Source organism: Caballeronia sordidicola (genome assembly GCF_002220365.1).
In the GTDB taxonomy this organism is placed as follows: Bacteria; Pseudomonadota; Gammaproteobacteria; order Burkholderiales; family Burkholderiaceae; genus Caballeronia; species Caballeronia sordidicola_C.
Map to the genome: position 1 here is coordinate 40198 of NZ_MTHB01000185.1, position 23348 is coordinate 63545.

The 23348-nt window shown below is 60.5% G+C and carries 24 protein-coding genes and 1 pseudogene; 13 read left to right on the forward strand and 12 right to left on the reverse strand.

Features of this window, described 5'->3' with window-relative positions:
* Nucleotides 1-22: 22 nt before the first annotated feature.
* A pseudogene (locus BSU04_RS26400) lies at nt 23-441 on the reverse strand (alpha/beta fold hydrolase); the annotation flags it as partial.
* A gap of 241 nt (nt 442-682) precedes the next feature.
* Here BSU04_RS26400 and BSU04_RS26405 point away from each other — a divergent pair.
* The 3 genes from BSU04_RS26405 (at nt 683) to BSU04_RS26415 (ending at nt 4266) form a co-directional block, all read left to right on the forward strand.
* Nucleotides 683-1432: an electron transfer flavoprotein subunit beta/FixA family protein gene (locus BSU04_RS26405; protein WP_089163335.1), complete on the forward strand. Its 750-nt coding sequence runs from the start codon at nt 683-685 to the stop codon at nt 1430-1432.
* A 13-nt stretch (nt 1433-1445) separates the two neighbouring features.
* Nucleotides 1446-2381 (forward strand): electron transfer flavoprotein subunit alpha/FixB family protein, encoded by a 936-nt coding sequence (locus BSU04_RS26410; protein WP_089163336.1) that lies wholly within the window; start codon nt 1446-1448, stop codon nt 2379-2381.
* Nucleotides 2382-2475: 94 nt separating this feature from the next.
* The gene (locus tag BSU04_RS26415) at nt 2476-4266 is read left to right on the forward strand and encodes an acyl-CoA dehydrogenase (RefSeq protein ID WP_089163337.1); all 1791 of its coding nucleotides are present in this window, start codon (nt 2476-2478) and stop codon (nt 4264-4266) included.
* Nucleotides 4267-4365: 99 nt separating this feature from the next.
* Here the strand turns inward: BSU04_RS26415 and BSU04_RS26420 are convergent, their stop codons facing one another.
* Nucleotides 4366-5658, reverse strand: a complete 1293-nt coding sequence (locus tag BSU04_RS26420; RefSeq protein ID WP_089163338.1) for a D-amino acid dehydrogenase — start codon at nt 5656-5658, stop codon at nt 4366-4368.
* A gap of 150 nt (nt 5659-5808) precedes the next feature.
* Between BSU04_RS26420 and BSU04_RS26425 the strand changes: the two genes are divergently transcribed.
* Nucleotides 5809-6297: an Lrp/AsnC ligand binding domain-containing protein gene (locus tag BSU04_RS26425; RefSeq protein WP_089163339.1), complete on the forward strand. Its 489-nt coding sequence runs from the start codon at nt 5809-5811 to the stop codon at nt 6295-6297.
* A gap of 68 nt (nt 6298-6365) precedes the next feature.
* Complete coding sequence (locus BSU04_RS26430; protein ID WP_089163340.1) at nt 6366-7511, forward strand: PA0069 family radical SAM protein; 1146 nt, start codon at nt 6366-6368, stop codon at nt 7509-7511.
* 48 nt (nt 7512-7559) lie between these two features.
* Here the strand turns inward: BSU04_RS26430 and BSU04_RS26435 are convergent, their stop codons facing one another.
* Both BSU04_RS26435 and BSU04_RS26440 read right to left on the reverse strand, forming a co-directional pair.
* The gene (locus BSU04_RS26435; RefSeq protein ID WP_089163341.1) at nt 7560-8054 is read right to left on the reverse strand and encodes an NINE protein; all 495 of its coding nucleotides are present in this window, start codon (nt 8052-8054) and stop codon (nt 7560-7562) included.
* A 171-nt stretch (nt 8055-8225) separates the two neighbouring features.
* A complete protein-coding gene (locus tag BSU04_RS26440) occupies nt 8226-9350 on the reverse strand; it encodes a PQQ-dependent sugar dehydrogenase (protein WP_441300011.1) in 1125 nt (374 codons plus the stop codon).
* 307 nt (nt 9351-9657) lie between these two features.
* Here BSU04_RS26440 and rpsP point away from each other — a divergent pair, with 307 nt between their 5' ends.
* From rpsP to BSU04_RS26470, 6 genes are all read left to right on the forward strand, one after another.
* The gene (gene rpsP / locus BSU04_RS26445) at nt 9658-9912 is read left to right on the forward strand and encodes a 30S ribosomal protein S16 (RefSeq protein ID WP_031361027.1); all 255 of its coding nucleotides are present in this window, start codon (nt 9658-9660) and stop codon (nt 9910-9912) included.
* A gap of 79 nt (nt 9913-9991) precedes the next feature.
* Nucleotides 9992-10699, forward strand: a complete 708-nt coding sequence (rimM, locus tag BSU04_RS26450; RefSeq protein ID WP_089163343.1) for a ribosome maturation factor RimM — start codon at nt 9992-9994, stop codon at nt 10697-10699.
* Nucleotides 10700-10727: 28 nt separating this feature from the next.
* A complete protein-coding gene (trmD, locus tag BSU04_RS26455) occupies nt 10728-11498 on the forward strand; it encodes a tRNA (guanosine(37)-N1)-methyltransferase TrmD (protein WP_089163344.1) in 771 nt (256 codons plus the stop codon).
* 142 nt (nt 11499-11640) lie between these two features.
* Entirely contained in the window at nt 11641-12030 is a 390-nt protein-coding gene (gene rplS, locus BSU04_RS26460) for a 50S ribosomal protein L19 (protein ID WP_089163345.1), read from the forward strand.
* Between the two features lie 164 nt (nt 12031-12194).
* Nucleotides 12195-12896, forward strand: coding sequence for a CoA pyrophosphatase (locus tag BSU04_RS26465; RefSeq protein WP_373452871.1), 702 nt, complete (start codon nt 12195-12197; stop codon nt 12894-12896).
* Between the two features lie 114 nt (nt 12897-13010).
* Nucleotides 13011-13949: a CobD/CbiB family protein gene (locus BSU04_RS26470; RefSeq protein WP_089163346.1), complete on the forward strand. Its 939-nt coding sequence runs from the start codon at nt 13011-13013 to the stop codon at nt 13947-13949.
* 51 nt (nt 13950-14000) lie between these two features.
* On the opposite strand, the gene BSU04_RS26475 is transcribed toward BSU04_RS26470, so the two are convergent.
* The 3 genes from BSU04_RS26475 to BSU04_RS26485 form a co-directional block, all read right to left on the reverse strand.
* Nucleotides 14001-14327, reverse strand: a complete 327-nt coding sequence (locus BSU04_RS26475) for a putative signal transducing protein (RefSeq protein ID WP_089163347.1) — start codon at nt 14325-14327, stop codon at nt 14001-14003.
* A 65-nt stretch (nt 14328-14392) separates the two neighbouring features.
* Nucleotides 14393-15319, reverse strand: a complete 927-nt coding sequence (gene rsgA, locus BSU04_RS26480; RefSeq protein WP_089163348.1) for a ribosome small subunit-dependent GTPase A — start codon at nt 15317-15319, stop codon at nt 14393-14395.
* Nucleotides 15316-16584, reverse strand: a complete 1269-nt coding sequence (locus BSU04_RS26485) for a M48 family metallopeptidase (protein ID WP_089163349.1) — start codon at nt 16582-16584, stop codon at nt 15316-15318. Before BSU04_RS26485 ends, rsgA begins: the two co-directional genes overlap by 4 nt.
* Nucleotides 16585-16722: 138 nt before the next feature.
* Between BSU04_RS26485 and orn the strand changes: the two genes are divergently transcribed.
* Nucleotides 16723-17352, forward strand: coding sequence for an oligoribonuclease (orn, locus tag BSU04_RS26490; protein WP_089163350.1), 630 nt, complete (start codon nt 16723-16725; stop codon nt 17350-17352).
* 12 nt (nt 17353-17364) lie between these two features.
* Here the strand turns inward: orn and mog are convergent, their stop codons facing one another.
* Nucleotides 17365-17985 (reverse strand): molybdopterin adenylyltransferase, encoded by a 621-nt coding sequence (mog, locus tag BSU04_RS26495; RefSeq protein WP_089163351.1) that lies wholly within the window; start codon nt 17983-17985, stop codon nt 17365-17367.
* Nucleotides 17969-18619 carry a ribosome biogenesis factor YjgA gene (gene yjgA, locus BSU04_RS26500; RefSeq protein WP_089163381.1) on the reverse strand — a complete coding sequence of 217 codons (651 nt, stop codon included), beginning with the start codon at nt 18617-18619 and terminating at the stop codon, nt 17969-17971. The genes mog and yjgA overlap by 17 nt, the downstream gene beginning before the upstream one ends.
* Nucleotides 18620-18801: 182 nt before the next feature.
* Here yjgA and pmbA point away from each other — a divergent pair, with 182 nt between their 5' ends.
* Nucleotides 18802-20172, forward strand: a complete 1371-nt coding sequence (pmbA, locus tag BSU04_RS26505) for a metalloprotease PmbA (protein ID WP_089163352.1) — start codon at nt 18802-18804, stop codon at nt 20170-20172.
* A gap of 118 nt (nt 20173-20290) precedes the next feature.
* Here pmbA and BSU04_RS26510 read toward each other — a convergent pair whose 3' ends face one another.
* The 3 genes from BSU04_RS26510 to BSU04_RS45720 form a co-directional block, all read right to left on the reverse strand.
* Nucleotides 20291-20791, reverse strand: coding sequence for a dihydrofolate reductase (locus BSU04_RS26510; protein ID WP_089163353.1), 501 nt, complete (start codon nt 20789-20791; stop codon nt 20291-20293).
* Between the two features lie 86 nt (nt 20792-20877).
* A complete protein-coding gene (locus BSU04_RS26515; RefSeq protein WP_089163382.1) occupies nt 20878-22335 on the reverse strand; it encodes a sigma-54 dependent transcriptional regulator in 1458 nt (485 codons plus the stop codon).
* Nucleotides 22336-22702: 367 nt separating this feature from the next.
* Entirely contained in the window at nt 22703-23017 is a 315-nt protein-coding gene (locus BSU04_RS45720) for a hypothetical protein (RefSeq protein ID WP_144021364.1), read from the reverse strand.
* Nucleotides 23018-23348 lie beyond the last annotated feature (331 nt).

Here is a 23348-nt window from a genome sequence, read left to right on the forward strand (position 1 = left end):
TGCGCTTCACTGCTAAATTCAAGGCACGGTTCGCCTCGACCACGCTATGCGCACGGGACAGCGTAGCAGGGTCAATGGTCAGCGCAGGAAATCGCGGCATCAGGCGGCTGATCAGGCCGCCCAGCTTGAGCTTCTAGCGCGGCGCGTCGGCCGGCGGTTTGAGCGCAGCGCTCGACAGGATCAGCCCGGCCAGTTTCCGGCCGCTTTCCGGCAGGCGCCCGGCCGCGTAAAGCGCGGCCATTGCGCCACCCTGCTATGTCCCATCAGGCACAGCGGGATCTTGAGCGGCAGGGTCGTGTCCGCGGCATTGAGGAGCGCGTCAGTGTCGAGCAGATATTCGTCGAAAGACTCAATCCACTCACGCTCGCCCGGCGATTTACCGTGGCCACGCAGATCCGCGGCAATCAGTTCAATGCCTGCCGCGTTCAGGCGCAGCGCGAAGTAAAAGAGTCATGAGAAGGGCTGGCGGAAAAGTCGCAAATGTGCCCGTTTAAAGTGCATCCCCGATTGTCATTTCTGCCGTTCTGCGCGTAAAATAGAACGATCGTGCTGTAAAAATAAGCATCTACTGATTGCGCAAAGCCTGACGGACTCCTCGCGAATCCGCCGTAAGCATTCGGCGGCGGGAGTCACTCGTTATAATGGGCTTGGGTTGATGTATTCGTAACTTAGGAGCGTGTGCATGAAAATCTTGGTGCCAGTCAAACGCGTGGTCGACTACAACGTGAAAGTTCGGGTCAAGCCGGATGGCAGCGCAGTGGACATCGCGAACGTGAAGATGTCGATGAATCCGTTCGATGAAATCGCCGTGGAAGAAGCCGTGCGCCTGCGCGAAGCGGGCGTGGCGACGGAAGTGATTGCTGTGTCGTGCGGTGTGACGCAATGTCAGGAGACGCTACGTACCGCGTTGGCGATTGGCGCTGATCGCGCGATCCTGGTCGAATCGACTGAGGAATTGCAACCGTTGGCAGTGGCGAAGATTTTGAAGGCGCTGGTCGATAAAGAGCAGCCGCAACTGATCATCCTCGGCAAGCAAGCGATTGACGATGACTCGAATCAGACGGGTCAGATGCTCGCGGCGCTCGCTGGTTTGCCGCAAGCGACGTTCGCCTCGAAGGTGGTTGTGGCCGACGGCAAAGCCACCGTGTCGCGCGAAGTCGACGGCGGTTCGGAAACGCTTTCCCTGACGTTGCCGGCTGTGGTGACCACGGACTTGCGCCTGAACGAGCCGCGCTACGTGACGCTGCCCAACATCATGAAGGCCAAGAAGAAGCCGATGGAAACGTTGAAGCCGGCAGACCTCGGTGTCGACGTCACGCCGCGCCTGAAGACGCTCAAAGTGGCTGAACCGCCGCAGCGCTCCGCAGGCGTGAAGGTGCCGGACGTGAAGACGCTGGTCGAGAAGTTGAAGACCGAAGCCAAGGTTCTGTGAGGGAGTTTCCAAAGTGACCATTCTTGTAATTGCAGAACACGACAACGCGTCGGTCAAACCGGCGACGTTGAACACCATCGCGGCCGCGCAGAAGATCGGCGGCGATATCCACGTGCTGATCGCAGGGTCGAACGCGCAAGCCGCAGCCGATGCAGCGGCGAAGATTGTGGGCGTAGCGAAGGTATTGCTCGCAGATGCCCCGCAACTCGCCGATGGCCTGGCGGAGAATATCGACGCAACGGTGGTCCTGATCGCGAAGAACTACTCGCATATCCTGGCGCCCGCGACCCCGTACGGTAAGAACATTGCGCCGCGCATTGCGGCTCATTTGGATGTCGCGCAGATCAGCGACATTACCGCAGTGGATTCGCCCGACACGTTCGAACGTCCGATCTACGCGGGCAACGCAATCGCCACCGTTCAATCGAGCGATGCGATCAAAGTCATCACGGTGCGCACCACGGGTTTTGATCCGGTGGCGGCAGAAGGCGGTAGTGCGACGGTGGAAAAGATCGAAGCCTCGGCTGACACGGGTATCTCCAAGTTTGTGAGCCGCGAGTTGACGAAGCTGGACCGGCCGGAGCTGACGTCGGCGAAGATCATCGTGTCGGGCGGACGCGGTTTGGGCAGCGGCGAGAACTACACGAAAGTGCTCGAACCGCTGGCGGACAAGCTCGGTGCAGCGCTGGGCGCATCGCGTGCAGCGGTCGATGCCGGGTTCGTTCCGAACGACTATCAAGTGGGTCAGACGGGCAAGATCGTGGCGCCTAACTTGTATGTCGCCGTCGGTATCTCGGGCGCGATCCAGCACTTGGCCGGGATGAAGGATTCGAAGGTCATCGTCGCGATCAACAAGGACGCGGAAGCGCCAATCTTTGGCGTGGCGGACTATGGGCTCGTGGGTGATTTGTTCACGGTCGTGCCGGACCTCGTGAAAGAACTTGGCTGATCGTTCTTAAAGCCACTGGCTGGAAAGAAAGCAAGACCGCAAAAAGGGGCGACATACGTGCGCCCCTTTTCACATCTGTTGGGGGAGACAAGACATGAGCTATAGAGCGCCGGTCAAGGACATGCTGTTCGTGATGAAAGAACTAGCCGATATAGAAAGCATCGCGGCGTTGCCGGGTTTCGAGGACGCCGGTCTCGACACCGCGCAGGCCGTACTCGAAGAAGCCGCGCGTTTTAACAACGAAGTCGTCGCGCCGTTGAACTTCGAAGGCGACAAGAACCCAAGCTTTTGGAAGAACGGCGAGGTCACGACCACGCCCGGGTTCAAAGAGGCTTTCCGTCAATTCGGCGAGGGCGGCTGGCAGGGTGTGCTGCATCCGGTCGAGTACGAAGGCCAGGGGTTGCCCAAGCTGATCGCGACCCCCTGCATCGAGATGCTGAACTCGGCGAATTTGTCGTTTGCGTTGTGCCCGCTGCTCACCGATGGCGCTATCGAAGCGTTGCTGACCGCTGGGACCGAGGAACAGAAGCAGCTCTTCGTGCCAAAGCTGATCTCGGGCGTTTGGACCGGGACGATGAATCTCACCGAGCCGCAAGCCGGCTCCGATCTCGCGCTGGTCCGCACACGCGCCGAGCCGCAGGGCGATGGCACGTTCAAGATCTTCGGTACGAAGATCTTCATCACCTACGGCGAGCACGACATGGCGGAGAACATCGTCCATCTCGTGCTGGCGCGCACGCCCAACGCGCCCGACGGCGTGAAGGGCATCTCGCTCTTCCTGGTGCCGAAGTTCATCACCGATGAAAACGGCACGCTTGGCGCTCGCAACGACGTGCATTGCGTATCGATTGAACACAAGCTCGGGATCAAGGCGAGTCCGACAGCCGTGCTGCAATTTGGCGATCACGGCGGCGCCCTTGGCCAGTTGATCGGCGAGCAAAATCGCGGGCTGGAGTACATGTTCATCATGATGAACGCGGCGCGGTTCGCGGTCGGATTGCAGGGCGTTGCAGTGTCAGAGCGGGCGTATCAGAAGGCCGTCGCGTTCGCGAAGGATCGCGTGCAAAGCCGGCCGGTCGATGGCTCCGCCAAACAGCCGGTGTCGATCATTCATCACCCCGACGTGCGCCGCATGCTGTCCACCATGCGCGCGTTAACCGAAGGGTCGCGCGCGCTGGCTTACGTGGCGGCGGCACATTGCGACCTCGCGCATCATCATCCCGATGAAGCCGCGCGCGCCAGCCATCAGGCGATCTACGAATTTCTCGTGCCGATCGTGAAGGGCTGGAGCACGGAGCTTTCCATCGATGTCGCGAGCCTTGGCGTGCAGGTTCACGGCGGCATGGGTTTCATCGAGGAAACGGGCGCGGCGCAGTATTACCGCGATGCCCGCATTCTCACCATCTACGAAGGCACGACTGCGATTCAGGCCAACGACCTGATTGGCCGCAAGACCGTGCGTGATGGCGGCGCGACCGCTCAGGCGATTCTGGCGCAGATGGATCAGACCCTCGCGCAACTAGCCGGGCGCGACGGGCAGGCGTTCAAGTCGATGCATCGGCATTTGAGCGCGGGAAGCCTGTCGCTGGCACGGGTGGTCGAGTTCATGGTGGCCAAGGTGAAAAGCGATCCGAACGCAGTCTTTGCCGGCAGCGTGCCGTATCTGAAGCTGGCCGGCATTGTGCTCGGAGGATGGCAAATGGCGCGCGCTCTGCTGGTGGCGTCTGACAAGCGAAGCGAGGACGAAGCGTTTTATGGCGCCAAGATCGCGACGGCCCGGTTTTTCGCGGAGCATATCTTGTCGCAAGCGCCAGGCATTGAAGCATCGATCGTTAGCGGCAACTGGCAGGAAGGGTATCTCGCGCTGAGCGAGGACCAGTTCTGATTTGCTGAGGTTAAGCGGGTCCATGAAAAATGCCGTTCGACGAAAGTCGAACGGCATTTTTTTAAAGCGTGCGCTCGCCGCTACGCGTGAAAATCCAACTCACGCACTTGCATACGACGGCCGCGTGCTCGTGTGCGTTTCGCCGAGATAACGGTGCACCGACAAATCGTCGGACTGGATGGCCGGCTGTTTGCCCGACATCAAGTCGGCCAGCAGCTGGCCCGAGCCGCACGACATGGTCCAACCCAGGGTGCCGTGACCCGTATTGAGGAACAGGTTCGGCAGCGGCGTACGGCCGACGATAGGCGTGCCGTCCGGCGTCATCGGGCGCAATCCGGTCCAGAACGATGCCTTCGCGGTATCGCCGCCACCGGGGAACAGGTCGTTCACGCACATTTCCAGCGTCTCGCGACGCGCCTGGCTCAGCGATTTGTCGAAGCCGACGATCTCCGCCATTCCGCCGACACGAATCCGGTCATCGAAACGGGTGATCGCGATCTTGTACGTTTCGTCGAGCACGGTGGAAACCGGCGCGGCGCTTTCGTTCGCGATGGGTGCCGTGATCGAATAGCCCTTCAGCGGATACACCGGGATATCGACAAGACTGCCCAGCAGTTTCGTGGAGTAAGAGCCCAGCGCGACCACGTATGAATCACCGCGAATGGTCTCTCCACCGCACTGCACGCCCGCAATGCGGCCGCCGCTTACCGCGAGCGCGTCGATTGGAGTGTTGTAACGGAATTTCACGCCGAGCTGTTCGGCCATTGCCGCGAGGCGCGTGGTGAATTTTTGGCAATCGCCGGTTTCGTCGTTCGGCAGACGCAAACCGCCGGTCAGCTTGTGCGATACGGCGGCAAGCGCCGGTTCCGCGTTTTGCAATTCAGCCGGCGTAAGCAATTCGAACGGCACGTTTGCATCGCGCAACACGGCGATGTCCTTCGCGGCGCCATCGAGTTGTTGCTGGGTCCGAAAAACCTGCAGCGTGCCACCCGTGCGGCCTTCGTAATTGATACCTGTGTCCGCGCGCAACGCCTGCAGGCAGTCGCGGCTGTATTCGGCCAGGCGCACCATACGCCCCTTGTTGACCGAATAGCGCGCCTGCGTGCAGTTCTGCAGCATTTGCCACATCCACTTTAATTGAAACGACGTTCCGTCCAGACGGATGGCGAGCGGCGCGTGTTTCTCAAACATCCATTTGATTGCCTTGAACGGCACGCCCGGCGCAGCCCACGGCGATGCGTAACCCGGCGAGATCTGACCCGCGTTCGCGAAACTCGTTTCTAGCGCCGGTCCCGCTTCACGATCGATCACGGTCACTTCGTGCCCCGCACGCGCCAGATAGTAGGCACTCGTGACGCCGACAACACCGCTTCCCAGAATTACGACTCGCATGTCTTGCTCCGTGCAAAGTGTGTCCGCCGGTCATTCGCTTCGTTTCGACATGAAGCCATGTGAGTAGCGGGTTACATAGTGGTATCGACTATAGTATTGATACGTAGGCAGTTTTTGTTATTGTATTTATTCATTTTTCAGTGGAAAGCAATGAGAACGCAACGAAATTCAGTACGAGAACTCGATAAGATCGATCGCCGCATTCTGAAGATCCTTCAACAGGACGGTCGTATGGCGATGAAAGACCTGGCTGAGCAGGTCGGGCTCTCGGTGACGCCGTGCATTGAACGCGTCAAACGCATGGAGCGTGACCAGGTGATCGCGGGGTACTACGCGAGGGTGAATCCGCATCAGTTGGGCGCTTCGCTGCTGGTATTCGTCGAGATCACCCTCGATCACAAAAGCGGCAACATGTTCGAGCAGTTCCGGCGCGAGGTGCAGCGCATTCCCGAGGTGCTGGAATGCCATCTCGTGTCCGGCGATTTCGACTACCTGATCAAGGCGCGTATTGGTGAAATGGCCGATTACCGCAAACTGCTCGGCGACATCCTGCTGCAACTGCCGGGCGCCGTGCAGTCGAAAAGTTATGTGGTGATGGAGGAAATCAAGGAAACGCTGACCATCGCCGTGGACGCCTGAAAAGAGCTTGCGGCCGCGGTAACTTACTGTATATTCATACAGTGTTTTCCTGCTTTCACTCCCCGTCCATGGCTTCTCACGACAACGAATATCCTGTTGCTCCTCCCGCGCCGCTCAAGGGCCGAGGGGCGGTCACGAACATGCAGGGGCGCTACGAGAAGGACGAGCGGGAGCGTGTAGATGACGGCTGGACGTATATCGGTGAGGACGGGGAAACCAACGACGCGCCGTCGCTGCGCACGCAAGTGTTCGAGGAACGCGCGAAGAGCATTCTGACGCGAAATTCATCCCCGGATATTCCGTTTGGGGTATCGCTTAACCCTTACCGCGGCTGCGAGCATGGTTGTATCTATTGCTTCGCGCGGCCTACGCATAGCTATTTGGGGTTATCGCCGGGACTGGATTTCGAAAGCCAGATCTACGCCAAGATCAATGCCGGCGAATTGCTTGAGCGGGAATTGGACAAACCGTCCTATCAGCCGGAGCCAATCGCTCTGGGCGTGATTACTGACGCGTATCAGCCTGTCGAACGGAATTTGCGGATCACGCGGCGGGTGATCGAGATCCTGAGCGAGCGAGGGCATCCGTTCGCGGCAATCACGAAGTCGTCGTTGATCGAAAGGGATATCGACCTGCTCGCACCCATGGCGCAGAAAGGTCAGGTCATGGCTGCAATCACCATAACCACGCTGGATGCGGACATCGCCCGCACGCTCGAACCGCGCGCAGCCACGCCTTCAAGAAGGCTGCGCACTATCCGGGCGCTGACCGAAGCGGGCATTCCAGTCGGTGTCAGCGTCGCGCCCGTTATTCCGTTCGTCACGGAACCGGACATGGAACGGGTGCTGGAAGCCTGCGCAGAAGCAGGGGCGACGAGTGCGAGTTACATCGTTTTGCGCTTGCCGTGGGAGGTGGCGCCGCTGTTCAAGGACTGGCTCGCGGCACATTTCCCGGATCGGGCGGAGCGTGTGATGGGGCGTGTGCGCGATATGCGCGGCGGCAAGGACTACGACTCGGATTTCTCGAAGCGGATGAAAGGCGAAGGGTTATGGGCCGACATGCTCAAGCAGCGCTTTCATAACGCCACGAAGCGGCTTGGCCTGAATCAACGGCAGCGCGGAATTCTGGATATGTCGGAATTTCGGCATGTTGAGAAGGTGGTGGGTCGACATCCGCGTGCAGCCGTGGACAGTGCGCAGATGAAGTTGTTTTGAAGCGTGGCCGTAGCGACTGCCGGGCAGCGCCGCTGCGGTCCGTGAGCCCTACTGCGACAACTCTTTAGCTGCTTGAACCTGGCCTTCGAAGTAAGTCTGGAAGGTGACGGCAAGACCTGCCATCAGCAGGAACGCGCCAAACAACAAAGAAAAGATCACGACGAAAATGACTGTCCAGCCGGATTCGCTTTGTTGGCCGGTTTGCGCATTGAATTGAGCATCCCATTTGTCGTCGGGCCTCAAGCCGTAGACGATCGCCGACAAGAACGCCGCCAGCAGTGAAATGGCGCCGGGCACGACCAGGATCCAGCCGAGAATCGACGCCCGATCGGTTGCTGCTAGCAGCATGTAACCGGCCACGCCCATCAGGATGCCAATAATGTGCGCCCAGCCGAACTTGTCGCGCAAACCGTACAAATAAAAGCGATGCGCGCCAATACTGCCGAAAAAGAAGGCGAGCGCGGCGGTCAGCGTTTTCGAGCGGAAACGCCCGTTCGACGTTGGTTTCGATGGGTGCGAAGCAGTGGACGGCGAGTTGTTCATCGGGAAACGAAAAGGAAAATGCAGTGGGCAATGGGCGCGGATTGGCGCAAACGGGAGCAGTGTCACGCCGACGCGGCATTCTACGCCCGCAGGGACGAGCGCTCACGCGGCTAAAAGGCTCAGCGCGCAGTGATCAAGTCGTGGCAACGTCACTGCAAGATCGCGGCGTCGTCAAGGTTGCGCGTACGTAATCCGGTAGATTGCACCCGCGTAGTCGTCGCTGACGAGAAGCGAGCCGTCGGGCATTGGCAGGACATCGGCGGGACGACCCCAGACTTGTTCCTTCGGACGCAGCCAGCCTTGGGCGAAAGTCTCCATGCGCGGTTTCTCGCCATTCGCATCCGGCACAATTCTTACTACGCGATATCCCACCTTCGTGCTGCGGTTCCAGGAGCCGTGTTCCGCGATGAATATGTTGTTCTTATAGTCGGAGGGGAACATCGTGCCAGTATAGAAGCGCATGCCAAGCGATGCGACGTGTGCGCCCAGCTTGACCACGGGCGGCGTGAAACCGGAGCACGGATGGCCGGCGCCGAATTCAGGGTCTGCAACGTCGCCGCCGTGGTAGTAGGGAAAACCGAAGTCCATGCCGGCCTTCGGCGCGTGATTGAGCTTGTCGTCGGGGATATCGTCACCGAGCATGTCGCGACCGTTGTCGGTGAACCAGAGTTCTTTCGTTTGCGGATCCCAGTCGAAACCCACCGTGTTGCGCACGCCGTTCGCAAACACTTCGTAGTCGGTGCCGTTCGGGTTCATTCGGGCAATCAGCGCGTACCGTTTGGGATCCGGATTGCAAATGTTGCAAGGCGCGCCGGTTGGCACATACAGCTTGCCGTCCGGGCCGAACGCAATGAATTTCCAGCCGTGCGACCGGTCGGAAGGCAGTTTGTCGGTGACCACTACAGGTTTGGGCGGCGCCTCGAGGTGATCGTCTATGTCGTCGAAGCGCAGGATGCGGGAGATCGCGGAGACATAGAGCGCGCCGTTGTGCCACGCCACGCCCGCCGGCTCGTCCAGACCTGACGCGATCACGTGTTTCGCAGTGACCCGTCCGTCCTTCAATTCGAGCGCGTAGACGTGTCCGTCGAGGCTGCCGGCGTAAAGTACGCCTTTAGGCGATAAAGCCATGGCGCGGGCGCTCGGGACGTCATCCGAGAGAACCGCGATGCTAAAGCCCGGCGGCAGTTTGATTTCGTCAATGGGCAGCGCCGCATGGGCGCCCCCTGCGATGAACGAACCGGCCAGCGCAACCAGCATATTCGCCGCTAAAAACGCAGCACGCGCCGAGCGAGCCAGGAGGGACCGGGCGAAACCTCTGTCAAAGCCGCTTGCCCCGCGCGAATCACCGCCAGAGAAACCTTTACCGCTGAAAGTCATAAGCGAGTTCAAATCTGTCTCCCCAAAATGACACTCCGCGCCCGCGCGGCGAAGTCTTGAAAAACCCGCTTTGCACCGCGTCGGGGCGGGCGATGGTCGGTCGAACGACATGCCGCGGGCCACGTTCCATCTTGATTAATCGACGCAAGTGTTTGTTAAGGCTCCGTTTTGCCGCTATAATCGCGTGTTTTGGTAGTTCCGAACCCCGGTTTTCAAGGATTTCAGCATGGTTATCATCCGCTTGGCTCGTGGCGGCTCCAAGAAGCGCCCGTTTTACAACATCGTTGCAACTGATTCGCGTAGCCGCCGTGATGGCCGCTTCATTGAACGCGTGGGTTTTTACAACCCGGTCGCGACCAAAGGCGAATCGCTGCGTATCGCCCAGGACCGCCTGACGTACTGGCAAGACAACGGCGCGCAGTTGTCGCCGACGGTTGCACGTCTGGTCAAGCAATCGCAACAAGCTCAGCCGGCTGCTTAAGTGCGCTTGCTGCAGTCGATCGTTTGGGTATTTGTGATCCGATCGATTCCAGCTGCCGAGGTTCGCGGGAGATTGGCTCATGTCGTCACGTGATTCTGCTTCAGACTCAGGTTTGACAGCCGCACGTGGCGAAAAACCTGAGCCGAACGAGGCCACGTTTGGCGCGTTTGTCCGTAAGCCGGCAGCGCGTCGCGTGGCTGTCGACGCTTCAGATAGCGCAGGATCGATCGAGCCCGTAGAAAGTTTGCCCGATGACGCCATTGAAGTGGGTGCGATCGTCGACGCTTACGGACTGAAGGGCTGGGTCAAGATTGCGCCGCACGCGCATGCGGGTCATGGCGGTGACGCAATGCTCGCGGCAAAACGCTGGTGGCTGGTCAAGGGAAACGAGCGCAAGGTGGTTCGATGCCTTCAGTCCAAAGTGCATAGCGACACGGTCGTCGCGCACTTTGCAGGCAGCGATGACCGCGAGACAGCGTATGCGTTGCGTGGTCACAGTATCCATGTGTTGCGCGGCGACTTTCCGAAGCTGACCGGTGATGACGAGTTCTACTGGGTCGATCTGATCGGCCTCGACGTCGTGAATGACGCAGACGTGGCTTTAGGCCAGGTCGCGGGCATGATCGACAACGGCGCGCATTCCATCATGCGCGTGGAATTTCCGACTACGGGCAAGGACGGTTCGCCCGCAACCGGCGAACGGCTGATTCCGTTCGTTGGGGTATACGTCAAAACAGTGGATCAGGCGGCGCGCAGGATTGTCGTCGACTGGGACGCTGACTATTGATCCATCGATTCACTGCAAGGAGAGAGCGATGCAGTTTGACGTCGTGACGCTCTTTCCCGAGATGTTTCGCGCACTGACCGATTGGGGTATTACCAGTCGGGCAGTGAAGCAGGAGCGGTTTGGTCTGCGCACGTGGAATCCTCGCGATTTCACCACGGACAATTATCGAACCATCGATGATCGCCCGTACGGCGGTGGCCCCGGCATGGTCATGCTGGCAAGGCCGCTGGAAGATGCGATCTCGGCTGCGAAAGCGGCGCAGGCGGAGCAGGGCATCAGCGGTTCGCGTGTGGTGATGATGTCGCCGCAAGGGAAAACGCTGAATCATGAGCGGGTGATGCAATTCGCTCAGGAACCCGGTCTCGTCGTGCTATGCGGCCGTTACGAAGCCATCGACCAGCGCTTGATCGATCGTGTGGTTGACGAAGAAGTGAGTCTCGGCGACTTCGTGTTGTCGGGCGGCGAATTGCCGGCCATGGCGCTCATGGACGCAGTGGTGCGCCAGTTGCCCGGCGTGCTGAACGACTCGCAGTCGGCCGTGCAGGACAGTTTTGTCGATGTGCTGCTCGATTGCCCGCACTACACACGCCCGGAAGAATACGGCGGTGTACGGGTTCCGGATGTGCTGCTTGGCGGCCATCACAAGGAAATCGAGGCGTGGCGCCGGCGTGAGGCGCTAAAGAATACGCAGGAAAAGCGGCCCGATCTGATCGAACGGGCGCGCAAGGCTAAAATGTTGAGCCGTGTCGATGAGACATGGCTTGCAAGTCTCGCCAAGGAAAGATCCAAAGCGCAGTAGGTTTTGGAAGGCAAATACGAGGCGAGACGAAAGGGCGGTGCCCGGCTTGTGAATTCAAGCGGGCGCCAGATGTGAACCCATCCTCTACCGGGGCCACTGATAGTGGCAAACAACTCCGGCAAGATGGCACCAGGAGTCGGTAATGAATCTGATTGAGCAACTCGAGCAAGAAGAAATCGCGCGCGCGCTCGGCGAGAAAACCATCCCCGCATTCGCCCCCGGCGATACGGTGATCGTTAGCGTCAACGTAGTCGAAGGTACGCGCAAGCGTGTCCAGGCTTACGAAGGCGTTGTGATCTCGAAGCGCAACCGTGGATTGAACTCGAATTTCATCGTCCGCAAGATTTCGTCGGGCGAAGGCGTCGAGCGTACGTTCCAGACCTACTCGCCGCTGCTGGCGAGCATTGTCGTGAAGCGTCGTGGTGACGTGCGTCGTGCGAAGCTGTACTACCTGCGCGAGCGTTCGGGCAAGTCGGCTCGGATCAAGGAAAAGCTCGTGTCGAAAGACCGTGCTGCTGCCAAGGCGCAATAAACTGCACCGAAGCTGCACTGGAAAAAGCACCTTCGCGGGTGCTTTTTTCTTTGGTGTGGTCAAATCGTGTTTTGCGCTTCACTTCAGTTTTATTTGGGTACTGACCGCAATGCTTTTTTAAAATCAGAATCAGAACCAGACCCTCCCAAGAACTAAAAGCCCTCGTGTCTCCGACCAAGCTGTCGACTCCCCGAATCCTCGAGCCTGAGATCTTGCCGATCGAATCGACCGGCGCCGATCTGCCGCCTGTGCGCAGCGAACTCCTGACGCCGGCCGGACTGCGTGCGCGCTTCAAGCAGACGCTCGCCTGGACGCCCGACGCGCGCGACGACAGGATCAAGGCGCTGGGTGGGGATCCACGGGTGGCGTCGGTGCTGATTGCACTGGTTTTGCGGGAGACCGGCTTGACCGTGCTCCTCACGCAACGGGCGGATCATCTTTCGGATCACGCGGGGCAGATCAGCTTCCCGGGCGGACGCCGGGAGCCGGAGGACCTTGACGCCGCCGCGACCGCGCTTCGCGAAGCGCAGGAAGAGGTAGGCCTCGCGGCGAAGCACGTGGAAGTGCTTGGGGAGTTGCCCGAGTATCTGACGGGAACGGGGTTTCGGGTCACGCCGGTCGTGGCGCTGGTGCATCCTCCGTTCGAACTGCACGCCGATACCCTCGAAGTCGCCGATATCTTCGAAGTCCCGCTCGCATTTCTCATGAACCCGGCCAATCACCAGGTCCGCGTGTTTCGTTGGGAAGACGGCGAGCGTCGTTTTTTTGCGATGCCTTTTTCGCCTGCCGAGAATGTGGCTCCGTATTTTATCTGGGGTGCAACGGCGGGTATGTTACGCAATTTCTATCGCTTCCTCGCGGCTTGACGCCCAACGTGCAGAGGCTCGGCTAACCATGCAGCCGATGTGTCCCTCTGATGCGGACGGTGCTGTGCTATCTTTACAAGAAATTCGTAAAACTCGAATGTCTCGGCGCATCGCATGACTTTTTTCTCTGTATTGCTGGCTCTCATCATCGAGCAGTTGCGCGCGCTCTCGCCGCAGAATCCCATTTCGGCGTTGCTTCAGTACCATGCGGAATCCGCAGCTCATGGCTTCGATGCCGGCAAGCAGCGGCACGGCGTGCTCGCGTGGCTAGTGGTCGTGGTGCCATGGACGTTAGCCGTCGGGCTTGTCTATTACGTGCTCTATCGCATCAACTTTGCGCTGGCGTTCCTGTGGAACGTCGTGATCGTGTATTGCACGTTGGGCTTCCGGCAGTTCAGCCACTATTTCACCGACATCCATCTCGCCCTGAACAACGACGACGTGCCGCGCGCTCGCGAGATTCTCAATGAGTGGACCGGCATTGATACGCTTGATATGCCCGTCAGCGAGATCGTCCGGCATACCCTCGTTCATGCGGTGGTGGCGTCGCATCGGCACGTGTTTGGTGTGTTCTTCTGGTTCTTGATTCCGATCGGACCGGCGGGCGCGGTGTTTTATCGCATCGCGGAGTATCTGGCGAGGTCGTGGGTCCAGCCGACTGACGAACGTACGCCGGCATTCTCTACCTTCGCGCAGCGGGCGTTCTTTTTCATCGACTGGGTGCCGGCGCGGCTGACTGCGCTGGGCTTCGCCATTGTCGGGAATTTCGAGGACGCTATTTATGCCTGGCGCAACCACGCCCGGCAATGGCCCGATGCCAACGAAGGGGTTCTGCTCGCGGCGGGGAGTGGGGCGCTGGGAGCGCGTCTGGCGGGTCCGTTAGCGGAGCCGCTGAGCGTCGAGGCGTTGGCTGTTGGCGATGCCAGTCCGCTGCCTGTTGGCGACGACTGCACGCCGCGGACTTTGCAGTCTGCCGTGGGCCTTGTCTGGCGTGCCGTGATTCTCTGGATGCTGTTGCTGCTTATGCTCAGCATCGCGGTGTGGCTGGCCTGAAACAACGCTGCTTGACTTGACTTCCTGCCGGGCAGCGTTGTCCTTGCAGCCCTACTCGTCGTTCAGCGGGTCCCTCTCTGTCCCGCATTGCCAGCACACCGTGAACTGCGCTTCCAGTGGCTCACCGCATTGCTGGCAGCGCCATCCCCGGGCATTGGTTGCCGGACCGCTTCGGGCGCGCTCCAGGATGCCTGTCGCCAATACCTCGTCGCGATCATCCAGTATCCATATCTCGGGCGCGCATTGCTCCGCTGGAATCTCGCCCATCGCACCGCTCAAATAACGGTTGTGTAACTCGCACCCTATCCCTGCTGTCACCAGCACATTCACCCAGTGATGCGCTGTGATCAGATTCGGAGCCCGCGTCAGTTTCTTCATCCCGTCGCAATCTGTTTTAGCGGTCTGTTTAGCTGCAGTTGCCCATACTCATCAGGTCGATGAAATCATCGAACAATCTGACTGGCCTCATGCACCAGTTGCGCGTACAACTGGTGTCGCGCCGGCCTGATCTTGCCTTGCGCCATGGCTTCCAGAATCGCGCAGCCCGGTTCGTGCAGATGCCGGCAGTTGTAGAAGCGACACTTGCCGAGGAACGGCCGGAAGTCCGCGAACGAACGCTCCAGCTGTCCCTCGGACAAGTGATGCAGTCCAAACTCCTGGAACCCTGGCGAATCGATCAGCGATCCTCCTCCCGGCAGCGGATAGAGCCGCGTGAACGTGGTCGTGTGCCGGCCGCTGTTCAACGCCTTCGATATCTCACGCGTTGCCACTTCGGCGTTCGGCACGAGGATGTTCACCAGCGTCGATTTACCCATGCCCGATTGCCCAAGCAGCAAGGTGGCACGGTCGGCCAGTCGCGCATCGAGTTCTTCATGCACACGCTCAGGCGCCGCTTTCGCCGATAACTCCACCACCGTGTACCCAAGCTCCCGATACAACGCCAGCCTCTTGCGAGCGACCGCGAGGGGTCCTTCCATATCGATCTTGTTCAGCACGATCAACGGCTCGAGCCCGTGCGCCTCGGCAGCAATCAGCGCGCGCCCAAGCAAGTCCTCGCTGAAATGCGGCTCCGTGCCGAGCACGATCATGAGCTGGTCGAGATTGGCGGCGAAGAGCTTCGACTTGAACTGGTCGGATCGGTAAAGCAGGTTGCGGCGCTCGCCAATCTCGACGATCACCCCCTGATCCGCGGATGACTGCTCGTAACTCACGCGGTCGCCGACCGCTATCTCGCTGCGCTTGCCACGCGGGAAGCATTGGAGCATGGCGCTGCCGTCGGCGGGGGCGACCAGATAATGCCGCCCGTGCGCAGCAATGACCTTTCCTTCGATGCGCGCGTTTGTCGCTTTCTTCGCGTTGCCCGGCCTCATGCGGCGTACCGCATCAAGCGCTCGATGCGCTGCGATGCAGGCGGATGCGATGCATAAAACGCGGAGTACAGCGGATCGGGCGTAAGCGTGGACGCGTTGTCCTCGTACAGCTTGACCAGCGCGTTGACGAGGTCACGCGGGTCGGTCTGGCTTGCGGCGAACGCATCGGCTTCGAATTCATGCTTGCGCGAGCTCAGGCTGCCCAACGGCGTTACGAAGAACATGAAGACGGGCAACGCCAGCATGAACAGCACCAGCGCGAGGCCGTTGTTGTTGCCGAGCAGCGATGGCCGCACGCCAAGCCCTTCGTAGAACCATACGCATTGCGCCAGCCAGCCGAGAAGCGCAAGCATCGCGAGACTGAGTACGAACGTGACGATCAGGCGCTTGATCACGTGGCGCCGCTTGAAGTGGCCGAGCTCGTGTGCGAGCACCGCTTCGATCTCGTTGCCGGAGAGCCGGGCGAGCAGGGTATCGAAGAACACGATTCGCTTCGCCGCGCCGAAACCCGTGAAATACGCGTTGCCGTGCGCCGAACGGCGGCTGCCGTCCATGACGAACAAACCCTTCGCGGCGAACCCCGTACGCGACATCAGGTTCTCGATACGCGAGCGCAACGCTTCGTCTTTCAGCGGCTCGAACTTGTTGAACAGCGGCGCGATAAACGTGGGGTACAGGATCAGCACGAGCATCTGGAACGCGACCAGCAGCACCCACGCCCACAGCCACCACAACGCGCCGGCCTGGTTCATCAGCCACAGCGTCACGAACAGCACTGGCAAGCCGATCGCCGCGCCCAGCACGATGCCTTTCACCAGGTCGAGGAAAAAGAGCTTCTTCGTCATCCGGTTGAAGCCGAATTTCTCTTCGATCACAAAGTGCCGGATGTAGTCGAACGGCAGATCCACCACGCTGGTGATCGCGACCACGATAGCCACCAGCGCCATCTGCCCCACATAACCGCGGCCGAGCCAGTCGGAGACGGCGAGTTCGATCTGCTGGATGCCGCCAAGCAGGGTCAGCGCGATCAGCAGCGCCGCGCTGATCACGACCTCGACCATGGTCAGGCGCGTGCGCTCGACGGTGTAATCGGCGGCGCGCTGGTGGGCGGCGAGCGGAATGGTCTGCAGGAACTGCGGTGGCACATCCTTGCGATGCGCGGCGACGTGCCGGATCTGGCGCGATGCCAGCCAGAGCTTGGTGCCGACCATGCCGACCAGCGCTACGACGAACACGATCGAAAAGGCGAGATTGAAATTGGACATCAGCGGAAACCCGATTGAAATATGCGCGATTGAACTATGCGAGAATTATAGGTTCTTGGCCGCTGCCGCGCGCGGTCTGTGTTGGTTATCCAAAACCGCGCCTGGCAAGGCGTCAAACCCCTCTCAGGTTGCCCTCATATGGCCGATCCCGTGCTCGATCCCGCTTCCTCCCCAAGCTCCTCGGACCTCGTCCGCAGCGACATGAACCTCGTGTGGCTCGACATGGAGATGACGGGCCTCGAGCCCGACACCGACCGCATTATCGAAATTGCGGTGGTGGTGACGAATTCGACGCTCGACAAACTGGTGGAAGGGCCGGTCCTCGCGATTCACCAGGATGAAACGGCGCTGGGCAAGATGGATGAGTGGAACCGCAACACGCACGGCCGCTCGGGACTGACGGAGCGCGTGCGGGCGTCGACGGTCGATGAAGCAGAAGCCACGCGGCAAATCCGCGAATTCCTGGGTCAGTATGTCCCGCCGGGCAAGTCACCCATGTGCGGCAATTCCATCTGTCAGGACCGGCGTTTCATGGCCCGGTGGATGCCCGAACTGGAAACGTTTTTCCACTATCGCAACCTCGACGTCAGCACGCTCAAGGAACTGTGCCGCCGCTGGCAGCCGGCTATCTACAAGGGTTTTCAGAAGCGCGCGATGCACACGGCGCTTGCCGATATCCACGAATCCATCGACGAACTCAAGTACTACCGCGAGCATTTCCTGATTCCGTCGGCAGCGGGCAATGCCACGCCGACCACGCCGGTTTAAGCGCGTAGTCGATCAGGATTTTGGCGGCCGGATCGCGTTTTTCGGCCTGAACGCGGCCACTACTTCGGGCCGTGTTTCGATGTATGGGCCGCCGATCAGATCGATGCAATAAGGCACCGCGGCAAAAATGCCCGGTACCTTGGGTTTGCCGTCGGTGTCGCGTAATCCTTCCAGCGTTTCGCGGATCGATTTCGGCTGGCCGGGCAAATTGACGATCAGCGCCGCGTGATCCGCCGTTTCGCGAATCACGGCCACTTGTCGCGACAAAATGGCTGTCGGCACGAAGTTCAGGCTGATCTGGCGCATTTGTTCGCCGAAACCGGGCATGGGCTTCGTGGCGACTGCGAGCGTGGCTTCCGGCGTCACGTCGCGGCGTGACGGGCCCGTGCCGCCGGTGGTCAGGATCAGGTCACAGCCGGTTTCATCGACGAGTTCGATCAGCGTGGCCGAGATGGTCGCCGCGTCGTCCTGGATCAGCCGGGTTTCCGCGCGCCAGGGCGAACTCAGTGCACTCGCGAGCCACTCTTGCAGCGACGGAATGCCCTTGTCCTCGTACACGCCCTGTGAAGCGCGGTCGCTGATCGACACCAGGCCGATCACCAATTCGTCCGGATGGTTACGCTTTGTAGCCATCGTCGTCTTCTCGCTCCGGGAATTCGACGCCTTCGTCTCCATCTTCGCCTTCGATCAAGCTCTCATCTTCTTCGTCTTCCACGCCCGCTGCGGTCTTGATCCATTGGAACAGTTCGCGGAAGTAGCGCGGCGGTTTGGCCTGTTCGCGTTCCTTGCGGGCGTTGCGGATCAGCGTGCGGCCTTCTTGCGGGTCGACGCCGGGGTGTTGGCGAATGAAATCGGTGAGGGCGGCGTCGTCGGCGAGGAGTTTTTCGCGGGTTCTTTCGATCCAGTGCAGCTTGGCCGTTTCAGCCCGGTTCACGCCGCGATACGAATCCAGCGCAGTGCGAATCGCTGCCGTTTCCTCATCGGTCAGTGAGCGCATGACACGGCCGACGTATTGCAGTTGGCGGCGTTTGCCTTCGTGGTCGGTAATGCGGCGGGCGGCACGGACGGCGTCGTCGAGCTTTTCCGGCATGGGCATGCGTTTGAGCGCGTCTTTCGGCAGTTCGATCAGCGTGACGCCGAGTACTTGCAGCGCAAGCATGTCGCGTTTGAGCTGGGATTTGCTGGGACGGTCGTAGCCGTGCTCGCTGCCGTCCTGTTCGGAGGCCTCGGCCGGGTTTATCGGTTGCGTGCGGGTTTTACGGTTCATCCCGGTATTGTAGCGTGGCAGGGGTGAAACCAAACCCGTGCTGGACTTGCTATCATCGTGCGATGGTCGAAATCCGGCCACATAGCCGCATTCAAGTGCACAGCGGGCGCTAACCCGCCCCGTCACCACGACCAACAACGCGAACACGCTCGACACGTCGAGCACCCACAGGCAGACATAAAATGGCAGCAGACATGGACGTCAGGCAACGCTTTTTCCCGCATACCCAGGACGAGCTGAAGGAAATCGCGTCCGACATCCTGCGGCATGCAAAGGAGCTCGGCGCCACCGACTCCGCCACCGAGATCTCCGAAGGCGACGGCCTCTCAGTCAGCGTGCGCCGCGGCGAAGTCGAAACCATCGAGCACAATCGCGACAAAATGGTCGGCGTGACTGTGTTTATCGGAAACAAGCGCGGTAATGCCAGCACCTCGGACTTCACGCGCGCAGCGCTGAAAGACACCGTCGCCGCCGCCTACAACATCGCGCGTTTCACAGCTGAAGACAGCGCTGCAGGACTCGCCGAAGAAGAGTTGCTGGAAAAGGCGCCCCAAGATCTCGATCTCTACCACCCTTGGGACATTGACGCTGAAGAAGCCGCTGATCTCGCCCGTCGAGCAGAAGACGCCGCCTTCGCAGTCGACAAACGCATCCAGAACTCCGAAGGCGCAAGCGTATCGGCGCAGCACTCGCAGTTCGTGCTGGCTACATCGCGCGGGTTCATGGGCGGTTATCCGTTCTCGCGTCACTACGTGGCGTGTGCCCCCATCGCGGGTTCCGGCCGTGACATGCAACGTGACGACTGGTACACATCGAAGCGCAACGCCGCCGATCTCGCCGAACCGGAAGCTATCGGCCGGTACGCCGCGCATCGCGCGCTCGCCCGCATGGGCGCACGCGGGCTCGATACCCGCAAATGCCGCGTGATGTTCGAAGCACCGCTGGCAGCCGGCATCCTGGGTGCCTTCGTGCAGGCGGTGAGTGGCGGCGCGCTATATAGAAAGACCACGTTCCTCGTCGACAGCCTCGGCAAGCCGGTGTTCGCGCCGCACATCCAGGTGCTGGAAGACCCGCACGTGAAGGGCGGCATGGGCAGTGCGCCTTTCGACGAAGAAGGCGTGCGCACGCAACGCCGCAACGTCGTGGAAGACGGCGTAGTGCAAGGCTATTTCCTGTCGACGTACTCGGCTCGCAAGCTGGGTATGAAAACGACGGGCAACGCGGGCGGTTCGCATAATTTATCGCTGCGTAGCTCGCTGACGAAACCCGGCGATGACTTCGAGGAAATGCTCAAGAAGCTGGGCACGGGCCTGCTGCTGACAGAACTGATGGGGCAGGGCGTGAACTACGTCACCGGCGACTATTCGCGCGGCGCATCCGGCTTCTGGGTGGAGAACGGCAAGATCCAGTATCCGGTTGAAGAGATCACGGTCGCCAGCACGCTGCAGGAGATGTTCCGGCACATCGAGGCGATCGGCGCGGATACGGTCGTGCGCGGCAACAAGGAAATTGGCTCCGTGCTGATCGAAAAGATGACGATCGCGGGGCAGTAAGAGGATCGACCGAAGAGAAAAAGCCCGGAACGGCTAGCGCCATTCCGGGCTTTTTCAATGGAAAGTGCAAAGCGCGATGGATTAGCCAGCAAGCGGATCGAACGCTCGAAAGCCGAAGCTAAGCCGTGCGGCGCTCGTACACCACGAACGAATAGTCGAAGTCATTCGGTGCTGCCGCATGATGCGTCTCCCGCGAGACCTCTGTCCAGATCGCTGCATCGGGCGCGTCAATGGAAATGTCGCCGGGGAAATCAGCATCGATCTCAGTCACGATCAGCTTGTGCGCGAGCGGCCACCCTTCGCGAAACAACTCGGCGCCACCGATCAGGAACACTTCGCCGGCGTCGTCGCGAGCGGCGAGCGACAGCGCATCGGCAAGCCGGGTCACCGTGTCGCAGCCGTCGAAGCGGCGCTGGGCGTCGCGCGTCACCACTATATTCCGCCGTCCCGGCAACGCCCGTCCAATGGACTCATGCGTCTTGCGTCCCATCACAATTGGCGCGCCCATCGTCGTGCGTTTGAAGAACGCGAGGTCTTCGGGCAAGCGCCAGGGCAATTGGTTGTTGCGTCCGATCACGCCGTTGCGCGCGCGGGCGACGATCAGGGTCAGCGTCGTCATGGTGTGCAGAGCCGTATCCGGCTTCGAGATAAATCAAGCCGTCGATTCTACCCGACGCCCGACGCCCGACGCCGCGAGCCTTCTCACTACGCGTCCGCGCCGGTCACCATCGCCGCGCCGCGCAATCCATGCGCGACCATCAGCCGATACAGCGTCACCCGCGAGATCCCCAATTCCGCCGCCGCCTCGGCGAGCCTGTGCCGGTGCCGCAGCAACGTCAGCTCGATTGCGCGCTTCTCGGCGGCATCGCGGGCAGCGGCCAGCGTGGTCGATTCAATGCCTGTGCAGTGACCGAGCCCGAGATCGTCGGCGGTGATCAGCTTGTTCTCCGCCATTACGATCGCGCGCCGCACGCGATTGATCATCTCGCGCACATTGCCGGTCCAGGCGTAGCTGTACATCGCTTCGATCGCCGACGGCGCAAAGCCGACGATCTTGCGCCGGCCGTCGCTCCTGAACTTGTGCAGCACATGCAGCGCGAGAATTTCGATGTCCTTGCCGCGCGCTCGCAGCGGCGGTTCGTCCACCCGCAGCACGCACAGCCGATGAAACAGGTCAGTACGAAAACGCCCGGCGGCCATGGCGGCTTCCAGATCGATGTGGGTTGCGGAAATGATCCGCACGTTGACGGCGATGGGGTCATGGCCGCCCAGCCGGTCGATCTTGCGTTCCTGCAGGAAACGCAGCAAATGCACCTGGCTGTCGAGCGGCAGGTCGCCGATTTCATCGAGGAACAGCGTACCGCCGTCGGCTTCCTCCACCCGGCCGATCTTGCGCTGGTTCGCGCCCGTGAACGCACCGCGCTCGTAGCCAAACAGTTCGGACTGAATCAGGTGATTGCCGATCGCGCCGCAATTGATCGCGACGAATGGGCCCTTGCGGCGTGGCGAGCGTTCGTGGATAGCCACGGCCGTCAATTCCTTGCCGGTCCCCGATTCGCCGGTGATGAACACGTTCGCGTCCGTGTTCGCCACCTTGCGGATGGTGCGAAAGAGCTGCTGCATGGCCTCGCAGGTGCCGACCATCTGCTCGTCGCCGAACACGGTCGGGGTATCGGCCAGGTCGATGTCGCCGAGGCTCACCATGCCGTACGCGTGATCGACGAGGTAACCGATGGTCGCGTGGGAGAACGGACCCTTCACGAAGTCGAAGCAGAAGTGCCGGATCAAGTGGCAGACGACCGGGTCGGCGAGATGGGTGTCGTCGGTGAGGGCGATCCAGCCGGCTCGCTGATGACGCAGCGCAGGCTCGAGCGCGGTCAGCTCGCGCGCCGAAAAGCTGGTCATATCGACAATACCGGCCACCGGCGTATCGGTTTTCAGGACGCTGGCCTGGGTGGCGAGTGACCCAGCCGATACCTTCCAGCCAAGGCTTTTCAAGTACGTGACCAGCGCCTCATTCGGTGCCTGCGCTATGTAGAGCAGGTTACGGACGGCCGCCGTCGCATGGGGCGTTGGGATGATCGGAACGATCGGGAGATCCGGTGCACCGGACAGACCTGGCGCGACCGGGATGACGGTGGGCAGGATGCTCGTCGGCAGCATTGAATCCAGTGTGGTTTTACCCGGCGCGGGTACGGAGACGGGAACGGATTCGAACACGAGCGATCTCCTTTTTGCCACGGCGCAAACGATGTCCTGGCGGACACCGCGGTGCAATGCGCTGTCGATCCATATGGCCGTCGAGCGGGACGCTGCGTAAAGGCCGCAGATGCGTTCCTCGCGTAATTGCGCGGCATGCCTCGTGCCGCGCAATTACGCGGCCTCGCTACTCGCTGAGCAATACGATCAGTGTCCTGCTGTCCGGCGTGTCCTTCAAATCCTGTTTCTGCGTTGTTGCGTAGCCGCAGCGCGTATCTTGTTGTGGTCGTTCTTTAGACGACTTGCCCTGCACCGGTTTGCAATTTCCCGGCTAGCGCGTCTTCTGGGTGCCCGCGCTCGCGACGTTCCCCGGTGCGGAGCGCGTCACTGCCTCGACGGGAACGGGAGCGGGCACCGGCGGCGGGATCTCATCCCAAAGCGTGACGCTGGTCGTGTGCGCGGCGACTGGCGACTCATCCGTCGTCGCGGTGACTTTTTCAAGCGTGATGTCTGCCCGCACCGCAAGCGGCGCCGACGCTATGGGTTGAACCGATGCGGCCAGTTCCTCTTCCATTACAGGATTAACAATAATGCGCTCGTTCGATGCGGCTTCGCCAGCATCGGCACTTCCAATTTTTCTTTCCATGAAAATGGCTGGCGGATTTGGCCGGGTCACGAATGTTTCATATTCGGACACTATGAGCGCAGACGTGGGCTGGATCACGCGATCATCGTTTGCGTTATTTTGTGCGCAAACGTTGGCGGCTGAGCTGCTCAGTACAAACCACGCGGCACTCATGAGAGCGAGCTTATGCGCTCTCGCAGTATTTTCTTGTTTGACGACGCAGCCGGAGCGTTCCATGGCGGTCTCCCTGATTCATTGTCATTTAGCGAAACATATGCCATGGCACGCATTCCGTTGCCGGTATTGGGCGGGTGGCAAGCTGACTGAAAAAATGAATCAGAAAAAAGCCGAA